The following is a 26,005-nucleotide window of genomic DNA, read 5'->3' as shown; positions in this document are numbered from 1 at the left end:
TGCTTATTCTCCTTTCTCCTTCCTCTCGATCCTTCCATCCAGGGCCACGGCCAGCGGCGAATGCGCCGCCAGATACCCGGCCACCATCTCGTCCATGGTCCGGCCGTCGAGCAGCACGTTTTTGGCCCGGTCCTTGAGCATGCCGTAGCCGTCGCCGCCGCGCGACAGGTAGTCGCTGATGGCCACGCGATAGGTGGCGGCCGGGTCCACAGGCGAAAATTTTCCGTCCGGGCCCTGGATCTGGGCCGAGAGGATGCGCGACCCCGCCTCCCGGGCCGGATCGAAGGCGTAGCGCAGCCCCGCCACCATGGGAAACCGTCCCGTCCCCGAGCCCAAGGGATCGTGCGCCAGACTCACCCCGTGCTCCAATGCGGCCATCAGGTCCGCGCCCAGAAGGTCGCACACGACCAGGGTGTTGCCGAAGGGAAAGGTCGTGAGCACGGCACCCAGCGTCACCTCTCCGGCGGGCAGCCCGGCCCGGATGGAGCCGGCGTTGACCAGGGCGGCCCGGGCCTCGTGGCGTGCGGCCGCCGCCAGCACGGCATCGGCCGCCATGTCGCCGATGAGGCACTCTGCGCCCCGGCAGTCGCCCCGGTCCAGGGGCAGGGCCGTTTCCAGGCTGCCCACCGCCGTGGCCCGAAACGGGGCCAGACGTTCCTCATAGGTCGCCACCAGGGCCGCCATGTCCGGATCTTGGGCCATGCCCGCGTCCATGGGCCGGGGGTCGCCCTCGGCCTCCACCACCCGCCCGGCGGCGTCGAAACGCAGGTTGAGCCGTCCCAGGTATTTGCCCCACGAGCCCGCCGTGACCACGCAGGCCGTTTCCCCGTCCGGGCCGGAGATGCGTAAGGGGGACGGGCCCACAGCCTCGGGCGCGCCGTTGGCCAAAAGCAGATGGCTGTGGCCGCCCACGATGACGTCCAGGCCCGCCACGGCGGCCGCCAGCACCTTGTCCCGCTCGAACCCGGCATGGCTGACGGCGATGATGATGTTCACCCCCTGGGCCGCCAGTTCAGCCACGGCCGCGCGCAGGGGCTCCTCGGCCGCCATGAACCGTACATTCTCCCCCGGGCTCGACAGGCTGGCCGTGTCCTCGTTGGCCACGCCCACCACGCCCACGGCGCGGCCGCCCACGTCGAGAACCGCATACGGCGCGATTTTTCCGGCCAAAAGCGGTTCGGCCGAGGCGTCCATGTTGCAGGCCAGCATGGGGAAGGGGACGCCGGACAGAAAGCTGGCCAGCACGGCCGGGCCGTCGTCGAACTCGTGGTTGCCCGGGGCCATGGCCTGATAGCCCAGGCGGCTGGTCACCGCGCGCAGGGCCTCGTCCTTGAAGCGGCTGTAGGCCAGGGTTCCCTGGAACCAGTCGCCCGCGTCGACGAGCAGGGTGTTGCCGCCCTCGGCCCGGGCCTGGGCGATGGCCGTGGCCAGTCGGGCCGCGCCGCCCAGGCATTTGCCTTGGGATTCTTTGTCGGCCGTGCATTCCTGTCCCATGGCGTCGAAGTCGGCGATGTGGGCATGCACGTCGTTGGTGTGCAAAAGGGTCAGGGCGAAATCTGCCTGTTCGGCCCGGACGGCGGTGGCCAGGACCAGGGCCAGGAGAAAGAGGATGGCGGCCGAAGCGTTTCCAAAACGCCGCAGGACCGGGCGCGGCACGGGCGAAAGGGACATGGCGGACTCCCGTATCCGGGGTGGTGTGGTGGATTGTACCGGATGCCCGTCTCATACCCCCAAATCGGTGCGGAGAACAGACCCGGGCAGCACGTCCCCTGCGCACGGCCCCCTTGACCCGGACGGCGACCTGTGCTGCACAAGGGGCAGCGCCAGACGGGCCGGGCGGGCCAGACGGGCCAGATGGGCCAGACGGGCCGAATGCGCCGGACGGGCCATGCGATGTTGCGTGGCCGCCGCAGGCGGCGGCAGACTCGCCGCACAAGGGGGCAGGACATGAAGACCATCGGACTTTTAGGCGGCATGAGTTTCGAATCGACCCTAAACTGTCTGCGCGACATCCATGCCGGGGTCCGGGCCCGCCTGGGCGGAAGCCATTCCCCGCGCATCCTCATGGAAAGCGTGGATTTCGCCGATCTGGATTCCTGCCTCGCGGCGGACGACTGGGACGGGGTGGCGGATCTGCTGTGCCCGGCGGCGGCCCGTATCGCGTCCGCCGGGGCGGATTTTCTGCTCTTATGCAGCAACACCGTGCATAATGTGTACGACGCGGTGGCGGCGGCGGCGGGCATTCCGGTGGTGCATATCGCGGATGCGGCGGCCCGGGGCGTTGCGGCGGCGGGGCTTTCGCGGGTGGGGCTTTTGGGCACGCGCCCGACCATGGAGATGGATTTCTATGTAGGCTGGCTGTCCCGCAGGCACGGCATCGAGGTGCTCGTGCCCGGGGAGGCGGACCGGGCCATGGTGCACCGGGTGATTTTCGACGAGCTGTGCCAGGGGCGGATCACTGCGGCTTCCCGCCGGGAATACGAACGGGTTGTGGGGGATTTGGCCGGGCGCGGGGCGGAAGGCGTGATCCTGGGCTGCACCGAGATCGCCATGCTGCTGCCGCCAGCCGAATCGGCGCTGCCGCTTTTCGATACGGCGGCCCTGCATGCGGCCATGGCCGTGGACATGGCCCTGGACGGCGACGGCTAGGAGAGGGGCAGCCGCAGTCGCACCGCCGCCACCTCGTTTCGATCCACCAAGACCTCCTGATTTCCCGGCGCGCCGTCCTTTTTCACCTTGCGGCAGACCAGGATGCGCCGTCCGGACACGGCCACCACCAGTTCGCCCTTGTGGCGTTTCGAGGAAATGCGGTCTCCGGCCCTGATGTCCATGGTTGTCCGCTGCAGTGGATTTGGCCCCAGGGCCGGGCGCATATATAGAAAAAGGCCGGGGACTTGTCACCCCGGCCTTTCACAATGACGTCTTGGCGCGAACGTCACTCGCTGACGGCGCGGTTGCGCCGCGACCTGCCCGTGATGTTCTGCATGGTGCGCAGGAAGGGGATCAGACCGGCTTGACCAGTTCCTCGGCCAGGGCCGCCACCCCGGCCTTTCCCTTGGTGGAATAGGCCGCGTAGAGGCGCATGGCGGTGGTCTGCGAGGAGACATAATTGCGGAACGCGTTGAAAGGCCTGCCCGCAAGATCGGCCTCGGACATGCCGTAGCGCTCCCGGGCGAGTTCCGCCAGCACGGGAATGGTCCACTTGGCCGAGGGCACGGACAACACCCAGTCGTGGTAGCCCAGGTGGCACACGAACCCCTCCATGCGCCGGGGTTCGGGCAGGGTCTCGCCGCCCGTCGCCAAAAATCCCTTGGCCACCGGATCGATCCCGGCCAGGATGGCCGCCGCCTTGATCCATCCCACCACCTCGGCCTCATCCTTCGGCGATCCAGGATGGTTGTGGGCGCAGGCCTGGGCCACCACCATGGATTCGGCCACGCTTAAGGGATGGTGTTCGCCGGTCCCGGCCAGGGGTTTTTCCGGGCGCGATTCGCCCGCCTCGCCCCAGGCGAAGACCCAGGGCTTGTGCAGGTCGTGGAGCATCTGGGAGGCCACCACCGCGCCAAACGCCGCGCCAAGCTCCAGGAACTGGCGGCGGTCGAAATGTCTTTCCATGGGCGTCTCCTCCGGAAACGGGGTGGTTTGGCGGCACTGAACCACGCCCGTGTGACCGCTTGGCGCACGGAGGATGTCTTTTGGAAGACAGGCGGGACGGTCGGCGCAACTGCTCCCTGGTTCGGCGTAAGGCCAGCCGATCCATGAGGCGGGTCGGCGGGTCGAAGCGTCCAGGACGAAAGGACGGCAGGTCGATCAGCAGCCCAGGCTGACCAGATGCACGTCCGGCAGGGGGCGGCCCAAAAACAGTTCGCCGATGCCGCGCAGCCGGTCGGGGGCGTCGGTCACGTAGAAGTCGTGGTGCGGCAGGTGGTCGGCGTCGGCCAAAAGCCCGGCCTCGGCCAGAATCCGCTGGGTGTCCGCCGCTACGGCCGCGGCCGAATCCACCAGGGTCACCGAAGGCCCGGCCTCGTCCTGCAGAAGCGGCCGCAACAGCGGATAGTGGGTACAGCCCAAGATGAGCGTGTCCGGGTTTTCGGCCAGGACCGGGGCCAGGTATTCCCGGGCGATGAGCCGGGTGGCCGGGTGGTCCAGGAACCCCTCCTCGGCCAGGGGCACGAACAGCGGACAGGCCCGGGATATCGTGCGCGAGGCGTCGCCGCCGCGCCGGGCGATGGCCGCCTTGTAGGCCCCGCTTTGCACGGTGGACGGGGTGGCGATGATGCCGATGCGCCCGGTTCCGGTGGCGGCCAGGGCGCTCCGGGCTCCGGCGTCGATGACCTCGAGGACCGGCACGGGGGACAGGGCGGTGATGGTCGGCAGGGCCACGGCGGCCATGGTGTTGCAGGCCACGATCAGCAGCTTGACCTCTTTGTCGAGCAAAAAGCGCACGATTTCGGCGGCATAGCGGTTGACGGTTTCGGGCGATTTGACGCCGTAGGGCACCCGGGCCGTGTCGCCGAAATAGACGATGCGCTCGGCGGGCAGGCGTTCCATGACCGCCCGGGTCACGGTCAGCCCGCCCACGCCCGAGTCGAAGATGCCGATGGGATGGTTTGCCGGTTGCGTCACGGAAAAAAGCCTTTTGCGCTGGATTTCCCAGGGGCGGCGGCCGTCCCGGGGTGGGGACACGGATACGCCAAGGCCCGGAGGGAATCAATCCTGGACCGGGTAGGCCTGGAGGGGGCCTGCCCGGCGGCCTACTGCGGCATGGTGGTGGGGACGGCGTCCATGGCCCGTTCGATGGCCTGCTTGAGTTCGGACAGCTCCACGGGCTTGGAGACGTAGCCGCTTAAGCCCGCCTGCAGGAACTGCTCCCGGTCGCCGAGCATGGCATGGGCGGTCATGGCGATGATGGGGATGTCCGCGTGGTCGCGAAACGTGGCGTCGGTGCGGATGATGGCGGCGGCGTTTAAGCCTCCCATGACCGGCATCTGGATGTCCATGAGGATCAGGTCGAAGTGTCCGGTGCGCAGGGCCTCCAGGGCCTGTTGGCCGTTGTTTGCGCATTCCGTCCGGTAGCCGAGCTTGGTCAGGTAGCGGCTTGCGGCGAACTGGCTGACGGGATCGTCCTCCACCACCAGGATCCGCCATCCGCGTCCCGCCTCCCGGTCCATGGTCCCCAGGGAGATGGGCTGCTGCCTGGGGCATTCGGGCGGGCTTTGGTCGGGAATCGTGACCCGGACCCGGGTGCCGACGCCCTCCTGGCTGCATAAAAACACCGAGCCGCCCATGAGGTCCACCAGCCGCCTGACGATGGAAAGCCCCAGGCCCGTCCCGCCGTATTTCCGGGTATAGGAGCCGTCGGCCTGGGTGAAGGCCTCGAACACCCGGGCCTGTTTGTCGCCCGGGATGCCCACCCCCGTGTCGGAGATGTCGAAGCACAGGCGAGTCCCTGCCCGGCCGGGGATTTCGGGGAGAGGAAAGACCCGCAGGCGCACGGACCCCGAGTCGGTGTATTTCAGGGCGTTGCCCATCAGATTGTAGAGCACCTGGCGTATCCTGCCGGGATCGCCGCAGAAGGAATCGGGCGTGGACGGCTCCACGACGAAGGAAAGCTCCACCCCTTTTTTCTCCGCCTCATGGGTAAAGGCGCTGACGACCGGCTGGAGCGCCTCCTGGATCTCGAATCCCCTGGCCGACAGGGCCATCCGGCCCGATTCGATCTGGGAGATGTCCAGGATGTCGGCCAGGATGCACAAAAGGCCCCGCCCGGCGCGCAGGGCCGTAGCGACGTATTGGGCCTGCTCCTCGTCCAGGGCGGTGGTCTGGGCCAGTTGGAGCATGCCCAGCACGCCGTTTAGGGGCGTGCGTATCTCGTGGCTCATGGTGGCCAGAAACTCGCTCTTTGCCAGGTTGGCGGCCTCGGCCGCCTCCTTGGCGGCCACCAGTTGGGACTGGGCCCGTTTGCGGTCGGTGATGTCCTGTCCGTAGATGTTGACGTAGCCGCTTTTCAGGATGGGGTGGACGGTCATGGCGAATGCCCGTTTTCCCACCATCGTCTCAAAGACCACCGGCCTGTCCGTGGCGAAGGCCGTGGCCACGTCCTCCTGGTGCGGGGCGGGAAAGGGCTGCCCCAGGCCGCTTTGGAAATGGTCGAGGAAGGCCGCGCTGGCCTTGTTGGCGTGCAAAACGGTCATGTCCGGGGCCACCCGCAGGACCGGATTGGGGTTTTCCCCGGGGAACCGGGCCAGGCTTTGGATTTCCTCGTAGGCCCGCTTGCGTTCGCTGATGTCCCGGGCGAACAGCAACACGTCCCGCCGCCCGTTTAAGAACAGGGGAACGGCCGAGACCTCGATGTCCACGCTCCCGCCGCCTTTTTTCAGGAAACGGAATTCCTCCGCCAGGGCGGGCTCGCTGGTGGAGGAATCCGCCGCAGCACCCTCCCGCATGGCGATCCAGGCCTGGAACCGGTCCCGGTGCCCGGGCGTGACCGAGTCAAGAATGGAGGGGGCCGCGCGGGCATGTTCCCGGGGCAGGCCGAAAAGGCTCTGGCTGGCCGTGTTGGCGTAGATCACCTGGCCGTCCTCCAGGATGCAGATGGCCTCCGGGGCGTTTTCCACCAGCACCGTGAAACGTTCCCGGGTTTCCCGCAGGGCCGCCTCGACGCCCTTGCGGCGGCCAATGTCCTCCACCACGGAGATGAAATAGTCCGGCCGTCCGGCGCCATCACGCACCAGGGAGACCGTGAGCTGGGCCCACACCGTGCCGCCGTCGGCCCGGACATACCGCTTCTCCATGGTGTAGGACGGAATTTCGCCAGACAGCAGCCGGGCCATGTGGCCCACGTCGGTCTCCAGGTCGTCGGGATGGGTGATCTCCTGGAAGGTTTTGCGGCGCAGATCATCGCGGCTGTAGCCCAGGGTATCGCACAGCTTGCGGTTCACCCGCAGCCAGCGGCCGTCCGGGGCCACATGGGCGATGCCCACGGCGGCCTGCTCGAAGGTGGCCTCGAAGCGGGCCTGGGTTTTTCTTTTCTCGGCTTCCAGGCGTCGACGATCCTTGAGAAGCGCATGGACACGGGCCATGAGCTCCGCGACGGAAAAGGGCTTGGTCAGAAAATCCTGGACCATGTCCCGTAAAAGCCGGGTTTGCAGGGCTTCGTCAGCCTTGGCCGTGAGCATGATCACCGGCACGTCCGCAGTCTCCGGGTGGTCGCGGAGTTGGCGGACCATCTCCTCGCCGTCCATGCCGGGCATCATGACGTCGCTTATGATCAGCCTTGGCCGGAGGGCCAGGGCCGTGTCCAGGCCCTCCCGGCCGTCGAGGGCCGAGGCCGTCCGGAATTCGTTGTTCAGGGCGTCGACCAGAAAGGCGTTCATGTCCGGGTTGTCCTCGACGATGAGGACCAGTTCCCGGGACGGGTCAGGGTCTGGGAGCGGAGACGCCGGATTGGCGGGGCCCGGGGTGAGTTCCTCCACGATCTGCCGGGAGATGGCCTCGTCCGAAAAGCTTGGTTCCTCCACGATGGCGGCCCCCTCCGGCGCGCACAGGGGCAGGGTCACGGTGAACCGGGCACCCTTGTCGGGCGAGTCGTCCAGAAGGATTGCGCCGCCATGCAGCGTGACGAATTCCTGGACAATGGCCAGTCCAAGACCTGTGCCGCCGTGGCGGCGGCGGGAGCTGTCGTCGGCCTGCCGGAAGCGTTCGAAAACGGTCTGGCGCATGTCGTGGGGAACGCCCGGCCCGCTGTCCGCAACGATCAGGACGGCCTGTCCGTCCCGTTCTTCCAGGGCCAGTTCGATGAGCCCGCCGTCGGGGGTGAATTTGAAGGCGTTGGACAGGAGGTTTTGCAGGATGCGTTGGGTTTTTTCCGCATCGACCTGGGCCGGCAGGGATTCGGGGACGGACATGGTGAAGCGGATACGCCGGTCCCGGGCCAGGATTTCGAAAAGCGAGGCTGAAAATCGGACCAGATGGGCCATGTCGACCCGGGAATAGCGCATGGCCATGCGTCCGGCGTCGAGCTTGGCCACATCGAGCAGATTGCTGACGTGATGGTGGAGCAGGCGGGCGTTGCGGGCGACGAGTTCAAGGTTGGCCCGGGGGGCGGGCGCAAGTCCGGGGTCGCGCAGGAGGCTGTCCACCGGGGCCAGGATCAGGGTCAGGGGGGTGCGCAATTCGTGGCTGACGTTGGCGAAAAAGCGGGTCTTGAGCTCGTCGAGCTCCCGGGTCTTCTCGTAGAGCCGGGTGATGTCGGCGTTGGCCGCCAGGAGTTTGTCGTTGGCCTGGCGGGCGGACTCCAGGGCCTCGGCGGCCAGCCGGTTGGCCCGGCGCAGCCGACCGTGGGACAGGCTGAAAAGCACCCCCATGCACAAAAACACCCCGATGGACAGAAGGCTCATGGGATTTCTCAGCATCTGCCCGAGGTTCGCCTCCATGAAGAAGACGGCCACCATGGCGGCCGACAGGACCGTCGAGACAAGGCCGCCGGGCAGGCCGCCCACCCAGGAACTGAAAAAGACCGCCGGGAAGAACAGGAACCAGACGTAGGGCTTGATCGCGCCCCAGAAAAGCCACTGTATGGCCAGGGCGGCGAAGGGAATGGCCAGGGCCGCCAGCAGTTGGGGAGGCGAGACCCAGGAGGGTGTTTTCATGGGTTCGACCCTATTTCCTTTGCCATGCCAACGGCATGCCGTGTCGACCCAGAAGGGGAGCATCCGACTTTGCCAGGAAAGGAGCGGGAACTCCAACGACGTGCAGAATACATCACAAAGCGATATCGCTGTCGAGAAACAAAAGGCGGCAGGATCGATTCTGGGCAACGCAATGACGGGTTTGCCGCTACGGGCCAATACGGTGAAACCGATGTGGGATTTGATCTGCGGCGTGTCGGCGGCAGGCATGAAGACGCGTGGGGGGAGAAAAAAAACTCCGCGCAGCGACAGCCGCAACACGCGTGGCGCTTACGTCCGGGCAGGGGGCGCTGCGGCGAAAAGCGACCCGGCCGCGTCCAGGATGCCCGGGTCGGTGAAATCAGCCGTGGTGGCGATGGTCTGGACGGCCACCTGGCCCATGGCCGCGCAAAAGGGCGTCGCCGCCTGCCCAAAGCGGGTCTCCAGGGCGCGGCCCAGTTCGGCGCACAGGAAATGGACGCAGCGCGGGGACTTGAACAGGCGCAGGGTGCAGCCGTCGGCGGCCAGGCAGTCGCAGTGGCCGGGGGTGAGGCAGCGGCCGTGCTCGACTTCGAAAGAGGTCTCCAGGCGTTGCAACTGGCCGATGACGTGGGAGAGCTCCAGGGCCGCCGGGGAGGGCCGGGAGACCATCATGTCGGCCAGGGACAGGATCTCGAAATGGTTGGCGTTGCAGCAGCCCACGGGGGGACGCGTACAGCCGTCGCGGCAGAAATCCCGGGTGGCGGCGGCCTGGATGACGTCGAGTTGGCGGACGTAGAGGGAATAGGCGATGACCCGGCGGCGCATGGACTCGGCAAGCTTCGACAGGTAGCCGCTTAGCCGGGTGATCTGGCGCCTGACGGCCGCATCGGACAGGAAGGGATAGGCCGTGGAGCACAGGGCCGACAGGTCGCCGTCGGCGGCCGTGCCGCGTTTCTGGGGAAGGGCGTCGAGCCAGGCTTCAGGGGCCATGCCGCCCCGCGACAACACCGGGCGGGGCGCTGAAGATCGTGAGGCAGGAGGTCCGGTCGTTCGGCGCGGTCCAGGCTGGGACCGGCCGGAACCGGGCGGGCGGTGTGTGTGGGCAAAACAGGTGCGTCATGCACGTCCTTGAACGGGGCGAAAGGTGTGGTCGCCCCCGTTCAAGGACAGGCTACGGGCAATACCCGGAAAGTCCAAGGAAAAAACGCGTCGATCCCGCCTGGGCATGCGCCGAAAGAGGCCCCGACCTGTGCGCCACTCTTTCAAAAAACAACGAGGTCAAAATAGTACGGGATTCCAAAGGGCGAAGCCCTTTGGCCGCCGGAGGCTTTTCCTCCCGGCGCCAATGCCGCACCCCGTAGCCGAAGGAGCAGCTATGTTCGGCGATGCCGTCGTCGGGGGCGCCACCAGCAAAAACACCCTGTGTTTTTGCTGAAAAAACCTGGCGCATGGGACGCGCTTTAGCCGAAGGAGCAGATATATTCGGCGATCCCCTCGTCGACGGCGATTTCGAACGACGAGTCGCCAGGCACGAAAAAGGTGGTCCCGGCCGGATAGGCGACAAATCCCTCCTGCCCGGCCAGCTTCACCCGGCAAACCCCGGCCACCATGTCCATGCGCTCGGGCGCGCCGGTATTGAAGGCATAGCTGCCGGCAAAGATGAGGCCCAGGGTGATCTTTTTTCCCGCGCCGTCCACCAGGGTGTGGCTTATGACCTTGCCGTCGAAATAGATGTTGGCCTTGCACACGGCGGTGACGCCTGAAAATTCTGCCGGGATGCCTTGGGACATGGGAAGCTCCGTAGTTGGGTTGGCGGTGACGGGGGATGGGGCCTCGAGTTCCGGGGAGACGCCGCTAGAGCCAGTTTTGCGGCGTCAGCAGCACGGCCGACAGGGGCGGCAGAACCATCTCCAGGCTGTAGGGATGCCCGTGCCCGGGCGCGTCCTGGGCGGCCACGGCCCCGGCGTTGCCCAGGCCCGAGCCGCCGTAGACATCGGCGTCGCTGTTTAAGAGTTCGGTCCACACCCCGCCCACGGGCACGCCCACCCGGTAGGCGGGCCGGGCCACGGGGGTGAAGTTAAAGACCCCCAGCACCATATCCTGGGGTCGCGCGCCCTTGCGCAGAAAGGCCACCACGCTGGCCTCGGCGTCCCGGAAATCGACCCATTCGAAGCCCGACGGCTCGAAATCCCGTTCGTGCAGGGCGGGCTCGCGGCGATACAGGGCGTTTAAGTCCTTCACCCAGGTCATGACCCCCCGGTGGTGGCGGTATTCCAGAAGCCGCCAGTCGATCTCGGCATCGTGGTTCCATTCGCTCCATTGGGCGATTTCCGCGCCCATGAACAGGAGTTTTTTCCCGGGATGGGCGTACATCAGGGCGTACAGAAGGCGCAGGTTGGCGAACTTCTGCCAGTCGTCGCCGGGCATTTTGCCCAGAAGCGAGCCCTTTCCGTAGACCACCTCGTCATGGGACAGGGGCAGGATGAAGTTTTCCGTGAAGGCGTACCAGATGCCGAACGTCAGTTCGCCGTGGTGGAATTTGCGGTGGATGGGGTCGCGGGAAAAATAGCGCAGGGTGTCGTGCATCCAGCCCATGTTCCACTTCATGCCGAACCCCAGGCCCCCGATGTAGGGCGGACGCGACACCATGGGCCAGGCCGTGGATTCCTCGGCCATGGTCTGGATGTCCGGGAAGCGGGTGTAGGCGGCCTCGTTGAGCTTCTGGAAAAAGGTGATGTTGTCCAGGTTTTCCCGGCCGCCGTGGATGTTGGGGATCCATTCGCCGTCTTTGCGCGAATAGTCCAGGTAGAGCATGGAGGCCACGGCGTCCACCCGCAGGCCGTCGATGTGGTACTTTTCCAGCCAGAACATGGCGCTGGAGATGAGGAAGGCCCGCACCTCGTAGCGGCCGGTGTTGAAGATGTAGCAGTTCCAGTCGGGGTGGTAGCCGCGCCGGGGGTCGGCGTGCTCGAAGAGGTGGGTGCCGTCGAAATAGGACAGGCCGTGGCCGTCCGTGGGGAAATGGGAGGGCACCCAGTCCAGGATGACCCCGATGCCCGCCTGGTGCAGGCGGTCGATCAGGGCCATGAAGTCCTGGGGCGTGCCGAACCGGCTGGTGGGGGCGAAATAGCCCAGGGTCTGGTAGCCCCAGGAGCCGAAGAAGGGATGCTCCATGACCGGCAAAAACTCCACATGGGTGAAGCCGCAGGCCAGGACATGCTCGGTCAGGCGGTCGGCCAGCTCCAGATAGGACAGGGAGCGGTACCTGTCGCCCATTTCCCGGGCAAACGAGCCCAGATGCACCTCGTAGATGGAGATGGGGGCGTCCAGGGCGTTTTTTTCGCCCCGTCCGGCCATCCAGTCCCCGTCGCCCCAGCCGTAGTCCAGATCCCAGACGATGGAGGCGGTTTTCGGGGAGGTCTCCCAGAACCGGGCGAAGGGGTCCCCCTTGTCGCCATGGTACTGCCCGGTGGCGGAGACGATGTGGTACTTGTAGAGGGCGCCCCGGCCGATGCCCGGTAAAAAACCCTCCCAGATCCCCGAGGAGTCGTGGCGCACGGCCAGGGGATGGCTTTCGGCGTCCCACTCGTTGAAGTCGCCCACCACGGACACGGCGGCGGCGTTGGGGGCCCAGACGGCGAACAGGGTTCCGGGCTCGCCGTCCACGGTCATGGGGTGCGATCCGAGCTTGTCGTGCAGATCGAAGTGGTTGCCTTCCTTGAAAAGATAGATGTCGTGGTCGGTCAGAAGGCTTGCGCCGTATCGTGGTTCATGGGGACGCCGCATGATGTGGCTCCTTGGGGGTGTGCGGGATGGACGCGCGGCAATGGGGCTGGCCGCCGCGCGGGGCCACACCCTAGACGAAGTGCCCTCCGGAGGCAAACACGTCGGCGGCGGGAGGCGTTACGGATAGTCCAGGACAAGTCCCGAGCCGGTTTCCAGAACCGGCACGAACCGGGACAGGGCGATCTTGGCCGCAAGGTCCGTGCAGTGGCAGGGATGCACGGCCGCCGGGGCGAATTCGGCCAGACAGCGGCCCGTGGCCTCAAGCCTGGCGGCCGGGGCGCAAAGCAGGTGCAGGCCGCCCACGATGTCCCGGATGCGCGTCTCGCCGCAGACCTGGCGGGCGTGGCGCACGATGTTGCAGATGCCCGCGTGGGAGCAGCCGACCAGGATCACCAGCCCGGCGGGGCTGGCATAGGCCAGGGCCGTGTCGTCGGCCAGGGTGTCCGGGAGGCCCGGGGCCGCGGCCTGGCCCGGGGCGGGCAGATCGTGGTCGGCGTGGCGCAGAGGATCTCCCGGGCTCGAGGCGGACTCGAAGTCGAAGTGGCGGGGGATCTCGCCCAGAAAGATCAGGCGCTCGGTCAGGGCCACGGGAGCTTTGCTCAGGCGCAGGGTGAAAAAATCGGCCAGCACGGCCGGGGAGAGGTGGTTGCCGATGGCCGGAACCCGGCCCATGCCCCGCCGGGACAAGGCGTCGGGATGGGCCGTGAGCACGGGACGCGCCACAGGGCGGTCCTCGCAGGCGTCCTCGGTCAGGCGCCGCAGGAGGTGCTCCAGGCCCCAGATGTGGTCGAGGTGGCCGTGGGACAGGGCCACATGGTCGAGGTTCGAGAGGTCGATGCGCAGCCTTTCGGCGTTTCGCAAAAAGACGTCCGAATAGCCCGCGTCGAAAAGGATGCGTGAGCCGTCCGCCTCCAGAAACAAGGACAGGCCGGGCTCGCCTAGGAAATAGCGTTCGATGAGGGTGGTGTTGTCGGCAAGGACCGTGAGCTTCATGGCGGCCTCCGGGACGTGGTGTATCCCTGCCGGGGGCCGGGGGCAAGCCGTGGGGTCAGGCCTGGTCGCCCGGCGTGCCGATGTATCCGGCCAACGCGGTGTCGCGGTGCTTCATGCTGGCGCACCGCGGACAATAGGTGAAGGTATTGACGGAGAGGGCCAGCCCGCAACGCTCGCAAAAAAGCAACTGGCAGGCCGGGCAGCAGAAAACCGCCGTCCCCGCCCGGGTGCAGCCGCAATGTCCGCATTTTTTGAAAGAAGCCATGCTCCGTCATTCTCCCAGGCTGCCGTTGTCGCGAAACGGGGCGTCTACCCCCCCGCCGGCATGGTTTTGGCCACGAAGACGATGCGGGACGATGAGTCCTTTTTGTCTCGCAAAAGGGTGACGGACACCATGACCGGGATATGCTTGCCATCCCGGGCCAACAGGGAGGCCCTGGCGTTGCGCAGATCCGTGCCCTTGCCGCACAGGGACACGATTTCGGTCACGTAGGCCAGGCAGTCGTCGGCCACCAGCGACAGCAGGGGGCGTCCCAGGAGCTCCCTGGCCTGCCAGCCGAATTCCCGTTCGGCCACGGTGTTGACATCCACGATGATGGCGTCGGTGTTGGCGACAAATATCGGGTCAACGCAATGCATGAAGGCCAGGGCCCGGTAGGCGGCGGCCTCGCCGTCCTCCTGGTCGGCCCCGGCGGCGAAGTCGCGCGGGGAAAGAAACAGGACGGCCGGGGAGATCTGGAAATGCCGGGAGAGCTTTTCGATGACGAAAAAGGAAGGGGAGGCCAGCCCACGTTCGATCTTGGACAGGTAGTCCAGGGAGATGCCGATACGTTCGGAGAGGGCGGCCTGGGTGAGATCGCGGGATTGCCGCAGATGGCGCAATCTTCGACCGAATACACCTTTCAGGTCATGTGTATTCATATCGCGGATGTAGGACACGGGCGGCGAATTGGCAACGGATTGTGAGTACGGGTCGGGGACTTCGGATGTTCCTGGAAAAGGGGAGGAAACCGATAGCGGTCATCAGAATCCTTTCCCGGGGCCGGGCGCCAGTCCCGGGGGCGTCAGGCGAGGCCCAGCTCCCGGTTGCGCCGTCTGGCGGCGAAAAGCGCGGCCTTGTCGCCTGCGGCCTCGTCCCAGGCGGGTTCGCGCCAGGACAGCGGGGTTTCCCGGGCGGGGACGGCCCACACCGGGCTCATGGCCGCGCCGCCGACGGAGACGGCCGTTTCCTTTCCGGCCAGCCGGGCCTTGGGCGAGAACGAGGCCACGAAGGCGGCCGCGTCGCGGATGGCGGCCTCGTCCCAGACCGCGCCGGGCAGGCGTCGGGCCAGGGCCAGGGGGCCGGGATGGTCGCGGACCTTGAACACCAGGTCGTTTTCGGCCAGGGCCGCCTCCAGTCTGGCGTTGTCGGACTGGTTTCGGCCGATGGTCAGCCACAGGGGGCCCGCCCAATATTGTCGGCCGATGTTGGCCAGTTCGAAATCCGTGGCCCCGGGTTCGGGATGGTGTATGAAGATCGGAAAATATCGCCTGACCGATTCCATCTCCGTGAGCATGCAGCCCCCGGCCGGGGTGGGGACCTCGGGCAGGCCCATGCGTCCGGCCAGCTCAAGCTGTTCCTTGCGGCTTCGGCCGCTCATGGCGTGCAGGCGTTCCCGGTCCACCAGGCCGCTTTGCTCCATGGGGGTCACGGGCAGGCGCTTGGCGCACAGCGGGCGCAACAGCACCTCCCGGGCGACGGAGTCGCGGCGGATGACGTGCAGGGCGTCCAGGCGCTGGGACATGGGGCGTTGGCCCACCACCTCGCCCGTGGCCACAAATTTGGCCCCATACTCCGGCAAAAGGGCCACGGCCCGGTCGAGCATGAAGATCTTGCAGTCGATGCAGGGATTGAGGAACTTGCCCAGGCCGTGGGCCGGGCCGTCGGAAAGCATGCGCACGTATTCCTGCCCCACGTCCAGGGCCAGGATGTCCAGGCCGAAGGCCTCGCGCCAGTGGACAAGACGCCCGGGCTTGCCGAAAAAGGGGCTCACGAAGTGCAGGCACAGGACGGAAAGGCCCTGGTCCATGAGGGTCCGCGCGGCCAGGACGCTGTCCAGGCCTCCGGAGAAAAGGGAAAGGGCGTCGTAGCGTTTCATAGGCGTCGAGCCTAAAGCCTGGGAGCACGGCTGGCAAGGAGTTCGCCGCGTCGGCCTTGGCCCCGGGGTGATCGGTCAATTCGCGTGCTGCCTCAACCGGTCTTTTTCTTTGTCATTGGCAGGGGGGCGGCAGGGTGTCCGGACGCGACCCCGGCGCGAGGCCTCCGGCTTGCCTGTCCTGCCAAGGGGTGCTATCCGATGTCCTTGCAAAACCAGCCCAAGGAACATGTTTTGGTGAGCATCATGGCTTCATTTGTTCCCGTTGCGGCGCTTCGGCGCGTTTTGGCGGTCCTGGCGGTCCTGGCGACCGTTTTTTCCGGATCGTCCCTGGCTGTCGCCGACACTCTCCCCGAACTGGGCCTGACTGACGAGGAAAAGGCCTTTATCGAGGCCCATCCGGTCATCACCTTCAGCGACTCCATCTGGGAGCCACTGGCCATGGTGGAGAACGGGAAGTACCAGGGTATCTTCCACGACTTCTACGAAATCGTCTCGGCCATGACGGGCCTGGCCTTCAAGTTCGAGGCCCAGGGCGATTCCCGGAACTTCGGCAAGGTCTTGGCGGCCCTTCGCGACAAGCGCATCGACATGATCGACGGCACGGGCCGGAGCGCCGAGCGTGAAAAATACGCCCTGTTCGCTGGTCCCTATTTGCGCTTCCCCCTGGCCATCGTCTCCCGGGACGACGTCATGGCCGGTTCCATCCTTGAGTTGCAGGGCAAGCGGGTGGCTGTGGCCAGCGGCTCCACGGCCTACGAATATGTCCGGGACAACCATCCCGACGTGGACCTCCTGGTGGTGGAGGATCCCGCCGAGGCCCTCCTGGCCGTGTCCTCGGGGCAGGCCCAGGCCATGCTCGACAACCTGGCCGTGGTCACCTACGGCATCCGCAAGGCGGGACTCAGCAACCTCAAGGTCTCGGGCCTGACGGATTTCGCCTTCGACATCTACACCCTGGTGCGCGACGACATGCCGGAATTGGCCTCCATCCTGGACAAGGCCCTGAAGGCCATTCCGGTGTGGGACAAGGCGGCCATCATGGCCAAGTGGCTGCCCCTGTACGCCTCGGGGCAGGCGGCGGCCCGGGCCGACGCGGCGGGCGGCTCTGCGGGCGTTGCGGGCCCGGCCCCGGCCCGGGTGACCCTGAACCGCCGGGAGCGCGAGTTCGTGCAAAACAAGGGTTCGCTGCGCTATTGCGTGGACCCGGACTGGCCGCCCATCGAGCGGATCAGCGAAACCGGTCGGTTCGAGGGCATGGCGGCCGACGTCCTGGCCCTTTTGTCCGAGCGGCTTGGGGTGGAGACCCGCCTGGTTCCCACCGCCTCCTGGTCCCAGACCTTGGAGACGGCCGAAAAAGGCGGCTGCGACTTCATTGCCGCCGCCGTGGAAACGCCCGAGCGCCGTCGCTTTCTCGATTTCACCAGCCCCTATCTGCGTCTGCCCCTGGTGGTGGCCACCCGCGCCGACCATCCCTTCGTAGACGGGCCAAAGGCCCTGATGCACGACCGGGTGGGCGTGGTCCGGAGCCATGCCACGGCGGCCATCCTGCGCTCCAAGTATCCGTCCCTGGACGTGGTGGACATGCCCACCGAGGCCGAAGGCCTGTCCCAGGTGGCCTCCGGAGGGCTTGGGGCCTTTGTGGACGTGCTTCCGGCCGTGGCCTACCGCATCGACAAGGAGCGGCTGACGGGCCTCAAGATCGCGGGTCGCCTGGAAGACCATCTGGATCTGTCCCTGGCCGTACCCCGGGGGAAGACGGAGGTTTTGTCCATTTTCCAGAAGGGCATAAGCAGCCTGGCCGCCGAGGAGCTGGACGCCATTTTCAAAAAGTGGGTGGCCGTGCGCTTCGAGCATGGCTTCGACTACACCCTGGTGTGGCGGGTGGCGGCGGGCGCGGCCCTGGTCATTGTGCTCATCGTGTGGTGGAACCGCAAGCTCACCCGTCTGAACCGGACCATCAGACAGGCCCAGGAGGAGCTGTCAGCACTTCTGGACAATTCCGGCCAGGGGTTCTTGTCCTTTGGGGTCGATTGCCGGGTGCAGCCCCGCTTCAGCCATGAATGCCTGGACATCTTCGGCCGCGATCCCGCAGGCGAGACCATCCAGACCCTGCTTTTCCCGGACGATGCCCGGGCCTGCGGGGACTTCGCCAAAAACGTCGGCCGCATCCTGGCCGAGGACGACGATTTCCGGCGGTCGCTGTACCTGTCGCTGATGCCTGCGTCCGTGCATCTGGGGAACCGCGACCTGGAGGTGGAATACCGGATGTCCGGGCCCGGGCGGCTGATGCTGGTCTTAACCGACGTCACGAATGCCCGCCGCCTGGAGAGCGAGGTGGAGAAGGAGCGCGGGCGGCTGGCCAACGTGGTGGCCGTGGCCCGCGATCCGCGCGATTTTTTCCAGGTGGCGGACTCCTTTCGGGACTTTGCGTCCACCTGCCGGACCCCGGTCGCTCCGGGCGAGACCCCGGGTGAGGCCTTGCGCCGCCACTACCGCCGGGTGCATACTTTCAAGGGGCTGTTTCAGTTGTTCGGATGCCGCCGGGTGTCCGCCGCCCTGCACGACCTGGAATCGCGGTTGTCGGGCCTTAACCCGGAGCAGGCCACGGCGGCCTCGCTTGGCGGGGTGATGCGTCTTTCCCCGGTGCTGGCGGAACTGGAGGCCGATCTGGCCCTTTTGCGCCAGACGCTTGGCGACGACTTTTTCAAGCGGCGCGACGCGGTGTGCATCGGCGAGGAGGCGGCCCGGGAACTGGAGGGCCTGGCCGAGGGCCTGGCCGCCGCCCTGCCGACTCCGGACCCGCGTCTGCATGCGCTTCTTGAACGGGCCCGGACCCTTAGGCATGTAGACATGCGGGAGCTGCTGGCCGTTCCCCTGGGAACCGCCGTCCAACTGGCCGAGCGCCTGGGCAAGGCGGTGACCGTGCCGCCGGTGTCCGGCCAGGCCGTGCCCGTGGACCCGGACCTGTTCGGCCCGCTGGCCCGGCGCATGGTGCATCTGGTGCGCAACGCCGTGGCCCACGGCATCGAGCCTCCCCAGGAGCGCCTCCGGCTTGGCAAGCCCGAGGCCGGGACCGTGGCCGTGTCCGTGGAGAAAAAGGACGGCCTGCTGTGTCTTCGGGTGTCCGACGACGGGGCCGGGATCGATCCCGTGGCCGTGCGGGACAAGGCCGCCGCCCTGGGGATCGCCGAAAAGGACGAGCTCGCGGCCATGGACGGCGGCCAGGTGGTGCGCCTGGTGCTGGCCCAGGGCCTGAGCACCGCCGACGGGGACGCCAAGGCCGCAGGCGCCGCCGGACGCGGCGTGGGGCTGGCCGCCGTGCTGGAGGCGGCCAAACGGCTTGGCGGGGATATGGACATCGAAAGCCGTCCCGGCCGGGGGACGACGTTTACCGTGCGTGTACCGCTGTCAGCAACCGAGAAGGGAAAGGAGCAGTCATGAGCGCCCCCTCCGTGGACATCCATCGGCTCTTGCAGGCCCTCACCGTGCGCACGGTGGGTTTTTTGGGCGAGGAGCTGGGCATCGAGGTTACGACCCAGTCCCAGCACCTCGACGACGTGCAAAAACTCGACCTCAAGCATCTGACCGCGATCATGAGCGCCACGGACAACATGAAGCTCTACCTGGCCTATAGCTTCGACGAATCGCTGATCATCAAGGCCTTCGAGGTCTATTGCCAGGAATTGGATATTGCCGAAGAGGAACGCGAGACGTATGTCGAGGAAACCGCCGGGGACATCATCAACATCATCGTGGGCAACGCTTTGGCCGACATGTCGGCCCAGGGCCGGGTCATCGGCCTGTCGCCGCCCATCGTGATCACCGAGGCCAAAAGCGTCATGCGCCACCGGGGGGCCAAGTTCGCCTCGGCCAGCCTGGCGACGGCTTTCGGGGGCCTGAACATCCATCTCATCGGCCCGGGGGAGCTTTTTGACGACACCCTCGACTACGTGGAGGCATAAACCATGAGACCGCTGACGATCATGGTGGTGGACGATTCCAATCTGACCATCAAAAAGATGGTCAAGATGATTGAGGATCTGGGGCACAAGGTGGTCCATGTGGCCTCAAACGGCCGCCAGGCCGCCGAGGACTATCCGCGCGTGAAGCCTGATCTGGTGACCATGGACATCACCATGCCGGACATGGACGGCATCGAGGCCACCAAGCGCATCATGGCCGTGGACGACAAGGCGGTCATCGTCATGGTCACCTCCCACGGCCAGGAGCAGATGGTCATGGACGCCATCGAGGCCGGGGCCAAGGGCTATGTCCTCAAACCCGTGAAGATGGAAAAACTGGCCGAGCACCTGGAGGCCGTGGCCGGGAAATACCTCGAATGAGCGGCAACATGCTGGAAAGCAGCCTCCTGGAGACGCATTTCGACGTCATCCCCTTCGGCATCTACGTGGTGGACGTGGCCACTCTGAATCTGATCTTCGTCAACCGCCACTTCCGGGACCGGCTGGGCGACTTGGCCGGGCGCAGATGCCACGAAGCCATTTATGAGTCCCCCCAACCCTGCCTGTTCTGCAAGATACGCAATCTGGTGGATCGCGACGGCCTGCCCAACGGCAAGACCTATATCTTCGAGCATTTCAACGACAAGGACGACCGCTGGTACCAGCTCCAGGAGAAGTCCATGAGCTGGCCCGACGGGAGGGTGGTCAAGTATTCCATCGCCGTGGACATCACGGAGCTTAAAGAGGTGCAGAACCGGCTGGCCGAGGCCCATGCCGAGCTGGCCCTGAAAAATCGCGAGCTGTCGCGGCAAAACGAGCTGTTGCAGGAAAACGTGCGCCTTCGAGAGCATGTGGACCGCATTGCCCGCCACGACCTCAAGACCCCGCTCAACGCCCTGATCGGCATTCCGCCCCTTTTGCCGGACTACGGCCTCAACGCGGAAGGGGTGAAGTTGGCGCACATGATGGAGGAGGCCGGGATCACCATGCTCAACATGATCAACCGGACCTTCGACCTGTACCGCCTGGAGACCGGTACCTACCATCTGCGGCCGGTGGAGGTGAACCTGGTGGCCGTGGCCCGCAAGGCCGCCCAGGATGTGGCCGCCGATGTCTTTTTTGCGGATCGTCCGGTGCGGGTGCTCTTTCAGGGCAGGCCTGCGGCGGATGGCGATGTGCTGGCGGTCCAGGGCGAGGAGCTGTTGTGCTACAGCATGCTCTCCAACCTGGTGAAAAACGCCGTGGAGGCCTCGCCCCCCGGCCAGGAGATCACGGTGTCCCTCGACCGGGTGGGGGATGAGGCCGTGGTGTCCATCCACAACGCCGGAGAGGTGCCCGAGGACATCCGGGGACGCTTTTTCCAGAAATACGTCACCTCGGGCAAGCGCGACGGCACGGGCCTGGGGGCCTATTCGGCCATGCTTGCGGTCACGGCCCACGGCGGCCGGGCCTCCCTCGACGCCTCACGGCCCGGGTTCACCACGGTCACGGTCTGTTTTCCCGTACCCGCAACAGCCGCAGCCAGCGAAGGGGGTGAACCGCCGCAATGATCGAGAGCAGCCTGTTCGAGTCCCATTTCGACCTCATTCCGTTCGGCATCTATGCCGTGGATGTGACCACCTACGAGATTATTTTCAGCAACAAGCATTTTCGGGAGCTTTTCGGCGACCATGTGGGCAAACCCTGCCACAAGACCCTCTACGACCTGGACAAGCCCTGCTCCTATTGCCGCATCCGGGAGCTGATCACCAAAGACGGCCTGCCCAACGGCAAGACCCTGGTTTTTGAGCATTTCAACGACGCCGCCGACGGCTGGTTCCAGCTCCAGGAAAGGGCCATGAGCTGGCCCGACGGGAGGGTGGTCAAGTATTCCATCGCCGTGGACATCTCCGAACTCAAGGAGACCCAGAACCGGCTGGCCGAGGCCCATGCCCAACTGGCCCTCAAAAATAAGGAGCTGGGCCGTCTTTCGTCCACCGATCCCCTGACGGGTCTGGCCAACCGGCTGAACCTGGACCGCGTTTTGACCGAGGAGGCCGCGCGCCGGGATCGGCATGGCCGGGCCTTTTCGGTCATCATCAGCGACATCGACCATTTCAAGCTCATTAATGATCAGCACGGCCACGCCGTGGGCGACGAAGCGCTTCAGGCCGTGGCCGGGGTGCTGTCCGCAGGGGTGCGGGGCACGGATGTGGTGGGGCGGTTTGGCGGGGAGGAGTTTTTGGTGGTGTGTCCGGAAACGGGTCTGGCCGGGGCCGGAAAGCTGGCCGAAAAGTTGCGCCGGGCGGTGGTTGCGCGGGAGTACGCCGCTGGCTCGAAGCTGACCATGAGCTTCGGGGTGGCGGAATCGCAACCCGGCGAGCTGCCCTCGCGCTTGGTGAGCCGGGCCGACGCGGCCCTGTACCGGGCCAAGACCCTGGGCCGGGACCGGGTGTGCCTGGCGGAGGAAAGCGGCTAAACGGCCCGGGCGTGTTTTTCCGGTCGGCCAAGGCGCGTGTTCCGCCCCGTGGAAGAGAGGACGGCTTTTTCAGGCTGTGCCGAACATGACAACCGGCGGTCGCTTTCATGAAAACACGTGTGGCCTTGATGTACGTCTTTGTTGTCGTCCTGTGGGCCGGTCTGGCCGACGCCCAGAAACTCAATCTCACCCCTGAAGAGCAGGCATTCGTTGCGGCCCACCCCGTCGTCACGTGGTCGGACGCCGACAGGCCGCCGCTCTCCATCATGGAGAAAGGACGCTCCGACGGCATCCTCCATGACTATTACCGGCAGATGGCCGGGCTCACCGGCATGGAGTTCCGTTTCACGCCCATAGGCGACGGAAAAGACATCCAGCCCGTGTTCGACGCCCTGAAAAAAAAGGGCATCGACATGGTCGGCGGCTCGGGCATAATCCCGGGCCAGGCCGCTTTCGCCCTTTTTTCCGGTCCCCTGTTTCATGTCCCCATGGGCCTTGCCTGTCTGGCGACCAGCCAGGCGAAGAGCCTGGAGGAGCTTTCGGGCCGCCCTGTTGCGGTGGTCAGGGGCTCGTTGGCGGCGGAGTTCGCCCGCGAAGGACATCCGGGCATGGACCTGCTCGTTGCGGACACCCCGCGCCAGGCCGTGGACATGGCGGCCACCGGCAAGGCGGCGGCCATGCTCGGCGACATGGCCGGGCTGACCCGGACCATCCGGGAAATGGGCCGCGACGACATCCGCGTCTTGAGCCTTCCCGAGCACAGCTTCGAGGTCTATGCCCTGATCCGCGAGGATTGGCCCCTTTTGGCCTCCATCCTGGCCAAGGCCCAGGCCGCCCTGCCGCCTGAGGCCATGCACGCCATGGAAGACGACTGGCTGCGCCCCGACGTTTCCGCATCCGGCGCGGCGCGCCTGAACCTCACGGCCGAGGAGCGGCGCTACATCAGGGACAATCCCGTGTTCACCGCCTCCAACGAATCCAACTGGCCGCCTTTCAACTTCAACGTCAACGGCCTGCCCCAGGGCTATTCCGTGGACTACATGAACATGCTGGCCAGGATGGCCGGGCTCAAGGTCAGGTATGTGATCGGGCCGGAATGGGACGAGTTCGAGCACCGGCTGCAAGGCGGAACCCTGGACGTCCTCATGAACATGGCCTCGACTCCGGAGCGCGAGGCCTATACGGATTTTACGCCCCCTTACGCCACCCTGGTCCACGGCATCGCCTCGCGGGAGGGCAAGGGGCCCCCGCCGACCCTGGAGAGTCTGGCGGGACGCACCGTGGCCGTCTCCAAGGGGTTTTTCACGGAGAAAGTGCTTGCGGCCAACTACCCGGACATCAGGCTCAAGGCCCTGCCGGACGCCCTCAGCTGCCTGCAGGCGGTGGCCACGGGCGAGACCGATGCGGCCATCGACAGCCTTCCGGTACAAAACTACCTGATCCGCAAACATTTCCTGCTCAATTTGCAGACCCGGGCCCTGGTGGACAACAGGCATTTCCCCACCGTCAACATCCGGTTCGGCGTAAGCAAAAACAAGCCTGTCCTGGCCCGCATCCTGGCCAAGGCCATGGCCACGGTGGGCGAACGGCAGATGTCGGAGCTTAGGCAAAAGTGGCTTGCCGCTGACCGGATGGACAAGGAATACATCCCCCTGACCCCGTCGGAGCAGGAGATGCTCTCCCGGCTGGGCGCGGTGCGCCTGTGCGTGCATCCCAACTGGATGCCGTTTGGCCGCATCGACGAACAGGGGAACTTCGAGGGCATGGCCGCCGACTACGTCCGCCTGATGGCCGAGCGCATCGGCGTGGACCTGAAGCTGGTTCCCACGAAGACCTGGGAGCAGAGCCTGGAGGGCCTGGCCGAGGGCCTGTGCGACATCATCCCGGCTATCCCCCCCACGGACGAACGCAGGCGGTCCATGTCGTTCACCCGTCCCTACCTGACCTTTCCCGTGGTGGCGGCCACCCTGACCGACACCATGTTCGTGCCCGACATGGCCTCCCTGGCCGGGAAACGCATCGGCGCGGTCGCCGGGCAGGCCTGGATCGAGGACGCCCTGCGCGACTATCCCGAGGTGGAGGTGGTCAGGGCGCCAAGCGTGGAGGACGGGCTGCGGATGCTCCAAAGCGGGGAGATATTCGCCTTTGTGGATACTCTGGCCGCCATCAGCTACGCCATCGGCCAAGGCCGTTTCGCCGACATCAAGATCGCGGGCAAGCTGGAGGGCGACCTGTCCCTGGCGGTCGGCGTCAGCCAGCAAAATCCCGACCTGACCCAGGTCTTCGACATGGCCGTGGCCTCGCTGACCGAGAACGAGCGCCGCGACATCTTTTCGCGTTGGATATCCATCACCTTCGAGCACGGGTTCGACTACGAATTGTTTTGGAAGATCCTGGCCGGGCTGGCCGTGGCCGTGGCGGCCATCGTCTTTTGGAACCGCAAGCTCGTGCGCCTGAACCGGGCCGTGACCCTGGCCAGCGACAATCTGGGCCGGGCCCATGCCAAGATATCCACCCTGCTCGACAACTCCGGCCAGGGATTTCTCTCCTTTGCCGCCGACGGACTGGTCGAGCCGGAGCTGTCCAGGGAATGCGACCGACTGTTCGGCAAACCGGCCGCCGGGTCGCCCATCCCGGCCCTTCTGTATCCTGCCGACGCCAAGGCCGGGGAGGTCTTCGGGCACAACGTCAGGCGCATCCTGGCCCAGGAGGACGCCTTCAAGCGCGATCTGCTCCTGACGCTCATGCCCAGGCATTTCGTCCTGGGCGACACCCAGGTGGACGCGCAATACCGGTTTCTGGAGGGCGGGCGGATCATGCTCGTGCTCACGGACGTGACCGACAAGTGCGCCCTGGAGGCCGAGGTGGAGCGGGAGCGCAAACGCCTGGCCATGATCGTGGCGGCGGCGCGCGACAGGGACGACTTCATGAGCGTTTTGGCCGACTACGAACGTTTCGCCCGGACCAGGGTGCGCGGCGAGCCCCCCCGAGCCCCCGGCGGCCCAGACGGCCCGGACGGCACGGACGATGTGGGCGATATGGACGACGGGGACGGCGGCTATGGCCTGCCGACCCTCTATCGCCACGTCCACACCTTCAAGGGGCTTTTTCTGCAACTGGAGTTCATCCATTCCCCGCAGGCCCTGCATCGGCTGGAAACCGCCCTGGCCGCGCGGCTGGCCGCAGGGGAGCGGCGGTGGGATCAGGCCCGGCTTAGGGCCGCCTGGGAGGAAAGCGGCTGCGGATCGGCCCTGGACGACGACCTGGGGATCATCCGGGCGGCCCTGGGGGAGGCGTTTTTCGAACAGGCCCGCCATGTCCCGGTTTCCGTGGACCTGGTGGAACGCCTGGAGGGGCTGGCCGTCCGACTGGCGGCCCGGGCCGGGGAGATCGGGCTCACGGCCGGGGATGGCGTCCTTTTGCAGGAGGTGCGCCGTCTGCGGGAGCGCGATCTGCGCCACATGCTGGCGGCGTATCCCGAATCGGCCCGCAAACTGGCCGAACGCACGGGCAAGATCGTGCAGCCCTTTGCGGTGGAAGGCGATGCCGTCCGGGTGCCGCCCAAGACGTATGCCCCGTTTGTCTCCGCGCTGGTGCACGTCTTTCGCAACGCCGTGGTCCACGGCATCGAGGAGCCGGAGATCCGCCTGGACGCAAGCAAGCCCGAGGCCGGGCGTCTGGCCTGCCGGGTGACGGATCTGGGCGACAGGGTGCGGATCGTGGTGGAGGACGACGGCCGGGGCATTGGCGTCCAGGCCGTGCAGGACAAGGCCAGGGAGATGGGCGTCAGCGCCACGGGGGATACGCTCCAGGATCTGAACCTTGTGTTTGAACGCGGCATGACCACGCAAAAGGCCTCCGATGTCCTCTCCGGCAGGGGGGTCGGCCTGTTCGCCGTCAGGGAGCAGCTGACACGCCTGGGGGGGACGGTCCAGGTCGTCTCGGTCCCGGGCCAGGGGACGACATTCACCTTCACGCTGCCCAAACAGCGTCCTTCCGCTGAGGCGGCGGCATAGG

Annotated in this window: 20 protein-coding genes; 7 read left to right on the top strand and 13 right to left on the bottom strand. The window is 66.3% G+C overall.

Going from position 1 to position 26,005, the window contains the following annotated elements; translation table 11 throughout:
* Window positions 1-3 precede the first annotated feature (3 nt).
* On the bottom strand, window positions 4-1,671 hold the full coding sequence (locus GD606_RS10370) for a bifunctional metallophosphatase/5'-nucleotidase (protein ID WP_163301582.1): 1,668 nt from the start codon (window positions 1,669-1,671) through the stop codon (window positions 4-6).
* Window positions 1,672-1,947: 276 nt separating this feature from the next.
* Here GD606_RS10370 and GD606_RS10365 point away from each other — a divergent pair, with 276 nt between their 5' ends.
* Window positions 1,948-2,649 carry an aspartate/glutamate racemase family protein gene (locus tag GD606_RS10365; protein ID WP_163301581.1) on the top strand — a complete coding sequence of 234 codons (702 nt, stop codon included), beginning with the start codon at window positions 1,948-1,950 and terminating at the stop codon, window positions 2,647-2,649.
* Here the strand turns inward: GD606_RS10365 and GD606_RS10360 are convergent.
* The 12 genes from GD606_RS10360 to GD606_RS10305 all read right to left on the bottom strand — a co-directional run bounded on the left by GD606_RS10360 (window position 2,646) and on the right by GD606_RS10305 (window position 15,568).
* Window positions 2,646-2,831 (bottom strand): hypothetical protein, encoded by a 186-nt coding sequence (locus GD606_RS10360; RefSeq protein ID WP_163301580.1) that lies wholly within the window; start codon window positions 2,829-2,831, stop codon window positions 2,646-2,648. The two genes, GD606_RS10365 and GD606_RS10360, sit on opposite strands and share 4 nt — an antisense overlap.
* Window positions 2,832-3,003: 172 nt before the next feature.
* The gene (locus GD606_RS10355) at window positions 3,004-3,615 is read right to left on the bottom strand and encodes a hypothetical protein (RefSeq protein WP_176629272.1); all 612 of its coding nucleotides are present in this window, start codon (window positions 3,613-3,615) and stop codon (window positions 3,004-3,006) included.
* A 195-nt stretch (window positions 3,616-3,810) separates the two neighbouring features.
* Complete coding sequence (murI, locus tag GD606_RS10350; protein ID WP_163301579.1) at window positions 3,811-4,626, bottom strand: glutamate racemase; 816 nt, start codon at window positions 4,624-4,626, stop codon at window positions 3,811-3,813.
* Window positions 4,627-4,754: 128 nt separating this feature from the next.
* Window positions 4,755-8,651, bottom strand: a complete 3,897-nt coding sequence (locus GD606_RS10345) for an ATP-binding protein (RefSeq protein WP_163301578.1) — start codon at window positions 8,649-8,651, stop codon at window positions 4,755-4,757.
* A gap of 309 nt (window positions 8,652-8,960) precedes the next feature.
* Entirely contained in the window at window positions 8,961-9,641 is a 681-nt protein-coding gene (locus GD606_RS10340) for a hypothetical protein (protein WP_163301577.1), read from the bottom strand.
* Between the two features lie 181 nt (window positions 9,642-9,822).
* On the bottom strand, window positions 9,823-10,101 hold the full coding sequence (locus GD606_RS10335; protein WP_163301576.1) for a hypothetical protein: 279 nt from the start codon (window positions 10,099-10,101) through the stop codon (window positions 9,823-9,825).
* 10 nt (window positions 10,102-10,111) lie between these two features.
* Window positions 10,112-10,441, bottom strand: coding sequence for a pyrimidine/purine nucleoside phosphorylase (ppnP, locus tag GD606_RS10330; RefSeq protein ID WP_176629271.1), 330 nt, complete (start codon window positions 10,439-10,441; stop codon window positions 10,112-10,114).
* A gap of 64 nt (window positions 10,442-10,505) precedes the next feature.
* Window positions 10,506-12,437, bottom strand: coding sequence for a 1,4-alpha-glucan branching protein GlgB (glgB, locus tag GD606_RS10325; RefSeq protein WP_163301575.1), 1,932 nt, complete (start codon window positions 12,435-12,437; stop codon window positions 10,506-10,508).
* Between the two features lie 117 nt (window positions 12,438-12,554).
* Window positions 12,555-13,430, bottom strand: coding sequence for an MBL fold metallo-hydrolase (locus GD606_RS10320; protein ID WP_163301574.1), 876 nt, complete (start codon window positions 13,428-13,430; stop codon window positions 12,555-12,557).
* A 55-nt stretch (window positions 13,431-13,485) separates the two neighbouring features.
* The gene (locus GD606_RS10315) at window positions 13,486-13,695 is read right to left on the bottom strand and encodes a hypothetical protein (protein ID WP_163301573.1); all 210 of its coding nucleotides are present in this window, start codon (window positions 13,693-13,695) and stop codon (window positions 13,486-13,488) included.
* Between the two features lie 44 nt (window positions 13,696-13,739).
* On the bottom strand, window positions 13,740-14,312 hold the full coding sequence (locus tag GD606_RS10310) for a helix-turn-helix domain-containing protein (RefSeq protein ID WP_163301572.1): 573 nt from the start codon (window positions 14,310-14,312) through the stop codon (window positions 13,740-13,742).
* A gap of 182 nt (window positions 14,313-14,494) precedes the next feature.
* Complete coding sequence (locus GD606_RS10305; protein WP_163301571.1) at window positions 14,495-15,568, bottom strand: tRNA(5-methylaminomethyl-2-thiouridylate) methyltransferase; 1,074 nt, start codon at window positions 15,566-15,568, stop codon at window positions 14,495-14,497.
* Between the two features lie 243 nt (window positions 15,569-15,811).
* Between GD606_RS10305 and GD606_RS10300 the strand changes: the two genes are divergently transcribed.
* From GD606_RS10300 to GD606_RS10275, 6 genes are all read left to right on the top strand, one after another.
* A complete protein-coding gene (locus GD606_RS10300; protein WP_176629270.1) occupies window positions 15,812-19,009 on the top strand; it encodes a transporter substrate-binding domain-containing protein in 3,198 nt (1,065 codons plus the stop codon).
* The gene (locus tag GD606_RS10295; RefSeq protein ID WP_163301569.1) at window positions 19,006-19,530 is read left to right on the top strand and encodes a chemotaxis protein CheX; all 525 of its coding nucleotides are present in this window, start codon (window positions 19,006-19,008) and stop codon (window positions 19,528-19,530) included. Before GD606_RS10300 ends, GD606_RS10295 begins: the two co-directional genes overlap by 4 nt.
* A gap of 3 nt (window positions 19,531-19,533) precedes the next feature.
* Window positions 19,534-19,911: a response regulator gene (locus GD606_RS10290; protein ID WP_163301568.1), complete on the top strand. Its 378-nt coding sequence runs from the start codon at window positions 19,534-19,536 to the stop codon at window positions 19,909-19,911.
* Between the two features lie 8 nt (window positions 19,912-19,919).
* Window positions 19,920-21,080, top strand: coding sequence for a PAS domain-containing sensor histidine kinase (locus tag GD606_RS10285; protein ID WP_246299051.1), 1,161 nt, complete (start codon window positions 19,920-19,922; stop codon window positions 21,078-21,080).
* Entirely contained in the window at window positions 21,077-21,988 is a 912-nt protein-coding gene (locus GD606_RS10280) for a sensor domain-containing diguanylate cyclase (protein ID WP_163301566.1), read from the top strand. The genes GD606_RS10285 and GD606_RS10280 overlap by 4 nt, the downstream gene beginning before the upstream one ends.
* A 107-nt stretch (window positions 21,989-22,095) precedes the next feature.
* A complete protein-coding gene (locus tag GD606_RS10275; protein ID WP_163301565.1) occupies window positions 22,096-26,004 on the top strand; it encodes a transporter substrate-binding domain-containing protein in 3,909 nt (1,302 codons plus the stop codon).
* Window position 26,005 lies beyond the last annotated feature (1 nt).

Source organism: Desulfolutivibrio sulfodismutans DSM 3696, assembly GCF_013376455.1.
Classification (GTDB): domain Bacteria; phylum Desulfobacterota; class Desulfovibrionia; order Desulfovibrionales; family Desulfovibrionaceae; genus Desulfolutivibrio; species Desulfolutivibrio sulfodismutans.
Note: the sequence above shows the minus strand (reverse complement) of the source record. Positions and strands in the feature narration are given on the sequence as shown.

What these genes read in the sequence shown, in the direction of transcription:
- GD606_RS10370 (WP_163301582.1), bottom strand. Translation starts at nt 1,671, where the DNA reads ATGTCCCTTTCGCCCGTGCCGCGCCCGGTCCTGCGGCGTTTTGGAAAC.
- GD606_RS10365 (WP_163301581.1), top strand. Translation starts at nt 1,948, where the DNA reads ATGAAGACCATCGGACTTTTAGGCGGCATGAGTTTCGAATCGACCCTA.
- GD606_RS10360 (WP_163301580.1), bottom strand. Translation starts at nt 2,831, where the DNA reads ATGGACATCAGGGCCGGAGACCGCATTTCCTCGAAACGCCACAAGGGC.
- GD606_RS10355 (WP_176629272.1), bottom strand. Translation starts at nt 3,615, where the DNA reads ATGGAAAGACATTTCGACCGCCGCCAGTTCCTGGAGCTTGGCGCGGCG.
- GD606_RS10345 (WP_163301578.1), bottom strand. Translation starts at nt 8,651, where the DNA reads ATGAAAACACCCTCCTGGGTCTCGCCTCCCCAACTGCTGGCGGCCCTG.
- GD606_RS10340 (WP_163301577.1), bottom strand. Translation starts at nt 9,641, where the DNA reads ATGGCCCCTGAAGCCTGGCTCGACGCCCTTCCCCAGAAACGCGGCACG.
- GD606_RS10335 (WP_163301576.1), bottom strand. Translation starts at nt 10,101, where the DNA reads ATGCGCCAGGTTTTTTCAGCAAAAACACAGGGTGTTTTTGCTGGTGGC.
- ppnP (WP_176629271.1), bottom strand. Translation starts at nt 10,441, where the DNA reads ATGTCCCAAGGCATCCCGGCAGAATTTTCAGGCGTCACCGCCGTGTGC.
- glgB (WP_163301575.1), bottom strand. Translation starts at nt 12,437, where the DNA reads ATGCGGCGTCCCCATGAACCACGATACGGCGCAAGCCTTCTGACCGAC.
- GD606_RS10320 (WP_163301574.1), bottom strand. Translation starts at nt 13,430, where the DNA reads ATGAAGCTCACGGTCCTTGCCGACAACACCACCCTCATCGAACGCTAT.
- GD606_RS10315 (WP_163301573.1), bottom strand. Translation starts at nt 13,695, where the DNA reads ATGGCTTCTTTCAAAAAATGCGGACATTGCGGCTGCACCCGGGCGGGG.
- GD606_RS10305 (WP_163301571.1), bottom strand. Translation starts at nt 15,568, where the DNA reads ATGAAACGCTACGACGCCCTTTCCCTTTTCTCCGGAGGCCTGGACAGC.
- GD606_RS10300 (WP_176629270.1), top strand. Translation starts at nt 15,812, where the DNA reads ATGGCTTCATTTGTTCCCGTTGCGGCGCTTCGGCGCGTTTTGGCGGTC.
- GD606_RS10295 (WP_163301569.1), top strand. Translation starts at nt 19,006, where the DNA reads ATGAGCGCCCCCTCCGTGGACATCCATCGGCTCTTGCAGGCCCTCACC.
- GD606_RS10290 (WP_163301568.1), top strand. Translation starts at nt 19,534, where the DNA reads ATGAGACCGCTGACGATCATGGTGGTGGACGATTCCAATCTGACCATC.
- GD606_RS10285 (WP_246299051.1), top strand. Translation starts at nt 19,920, where the DNA reads ATGCTGGAAAGCAGCCTCCTGGAGACGCATTTCGACGTCATCCCCTTC.
- GD606_RS10280 (WP_163301566.1), top strand. Translation starts at nt 21,077, where the DNA reads ATGATCGAGAGCAGCCTGTTCGAGTCCCATTTCGACCTCATTCCGTTC.
- GD606_RS10275 (WP_163301565.1), top strand. Translation starts at nt 22,096, where the DNA reads ATGAAAACACGTGTGGCCTTGATGTACGTCTTTGTTGTCGTCCTGTGG.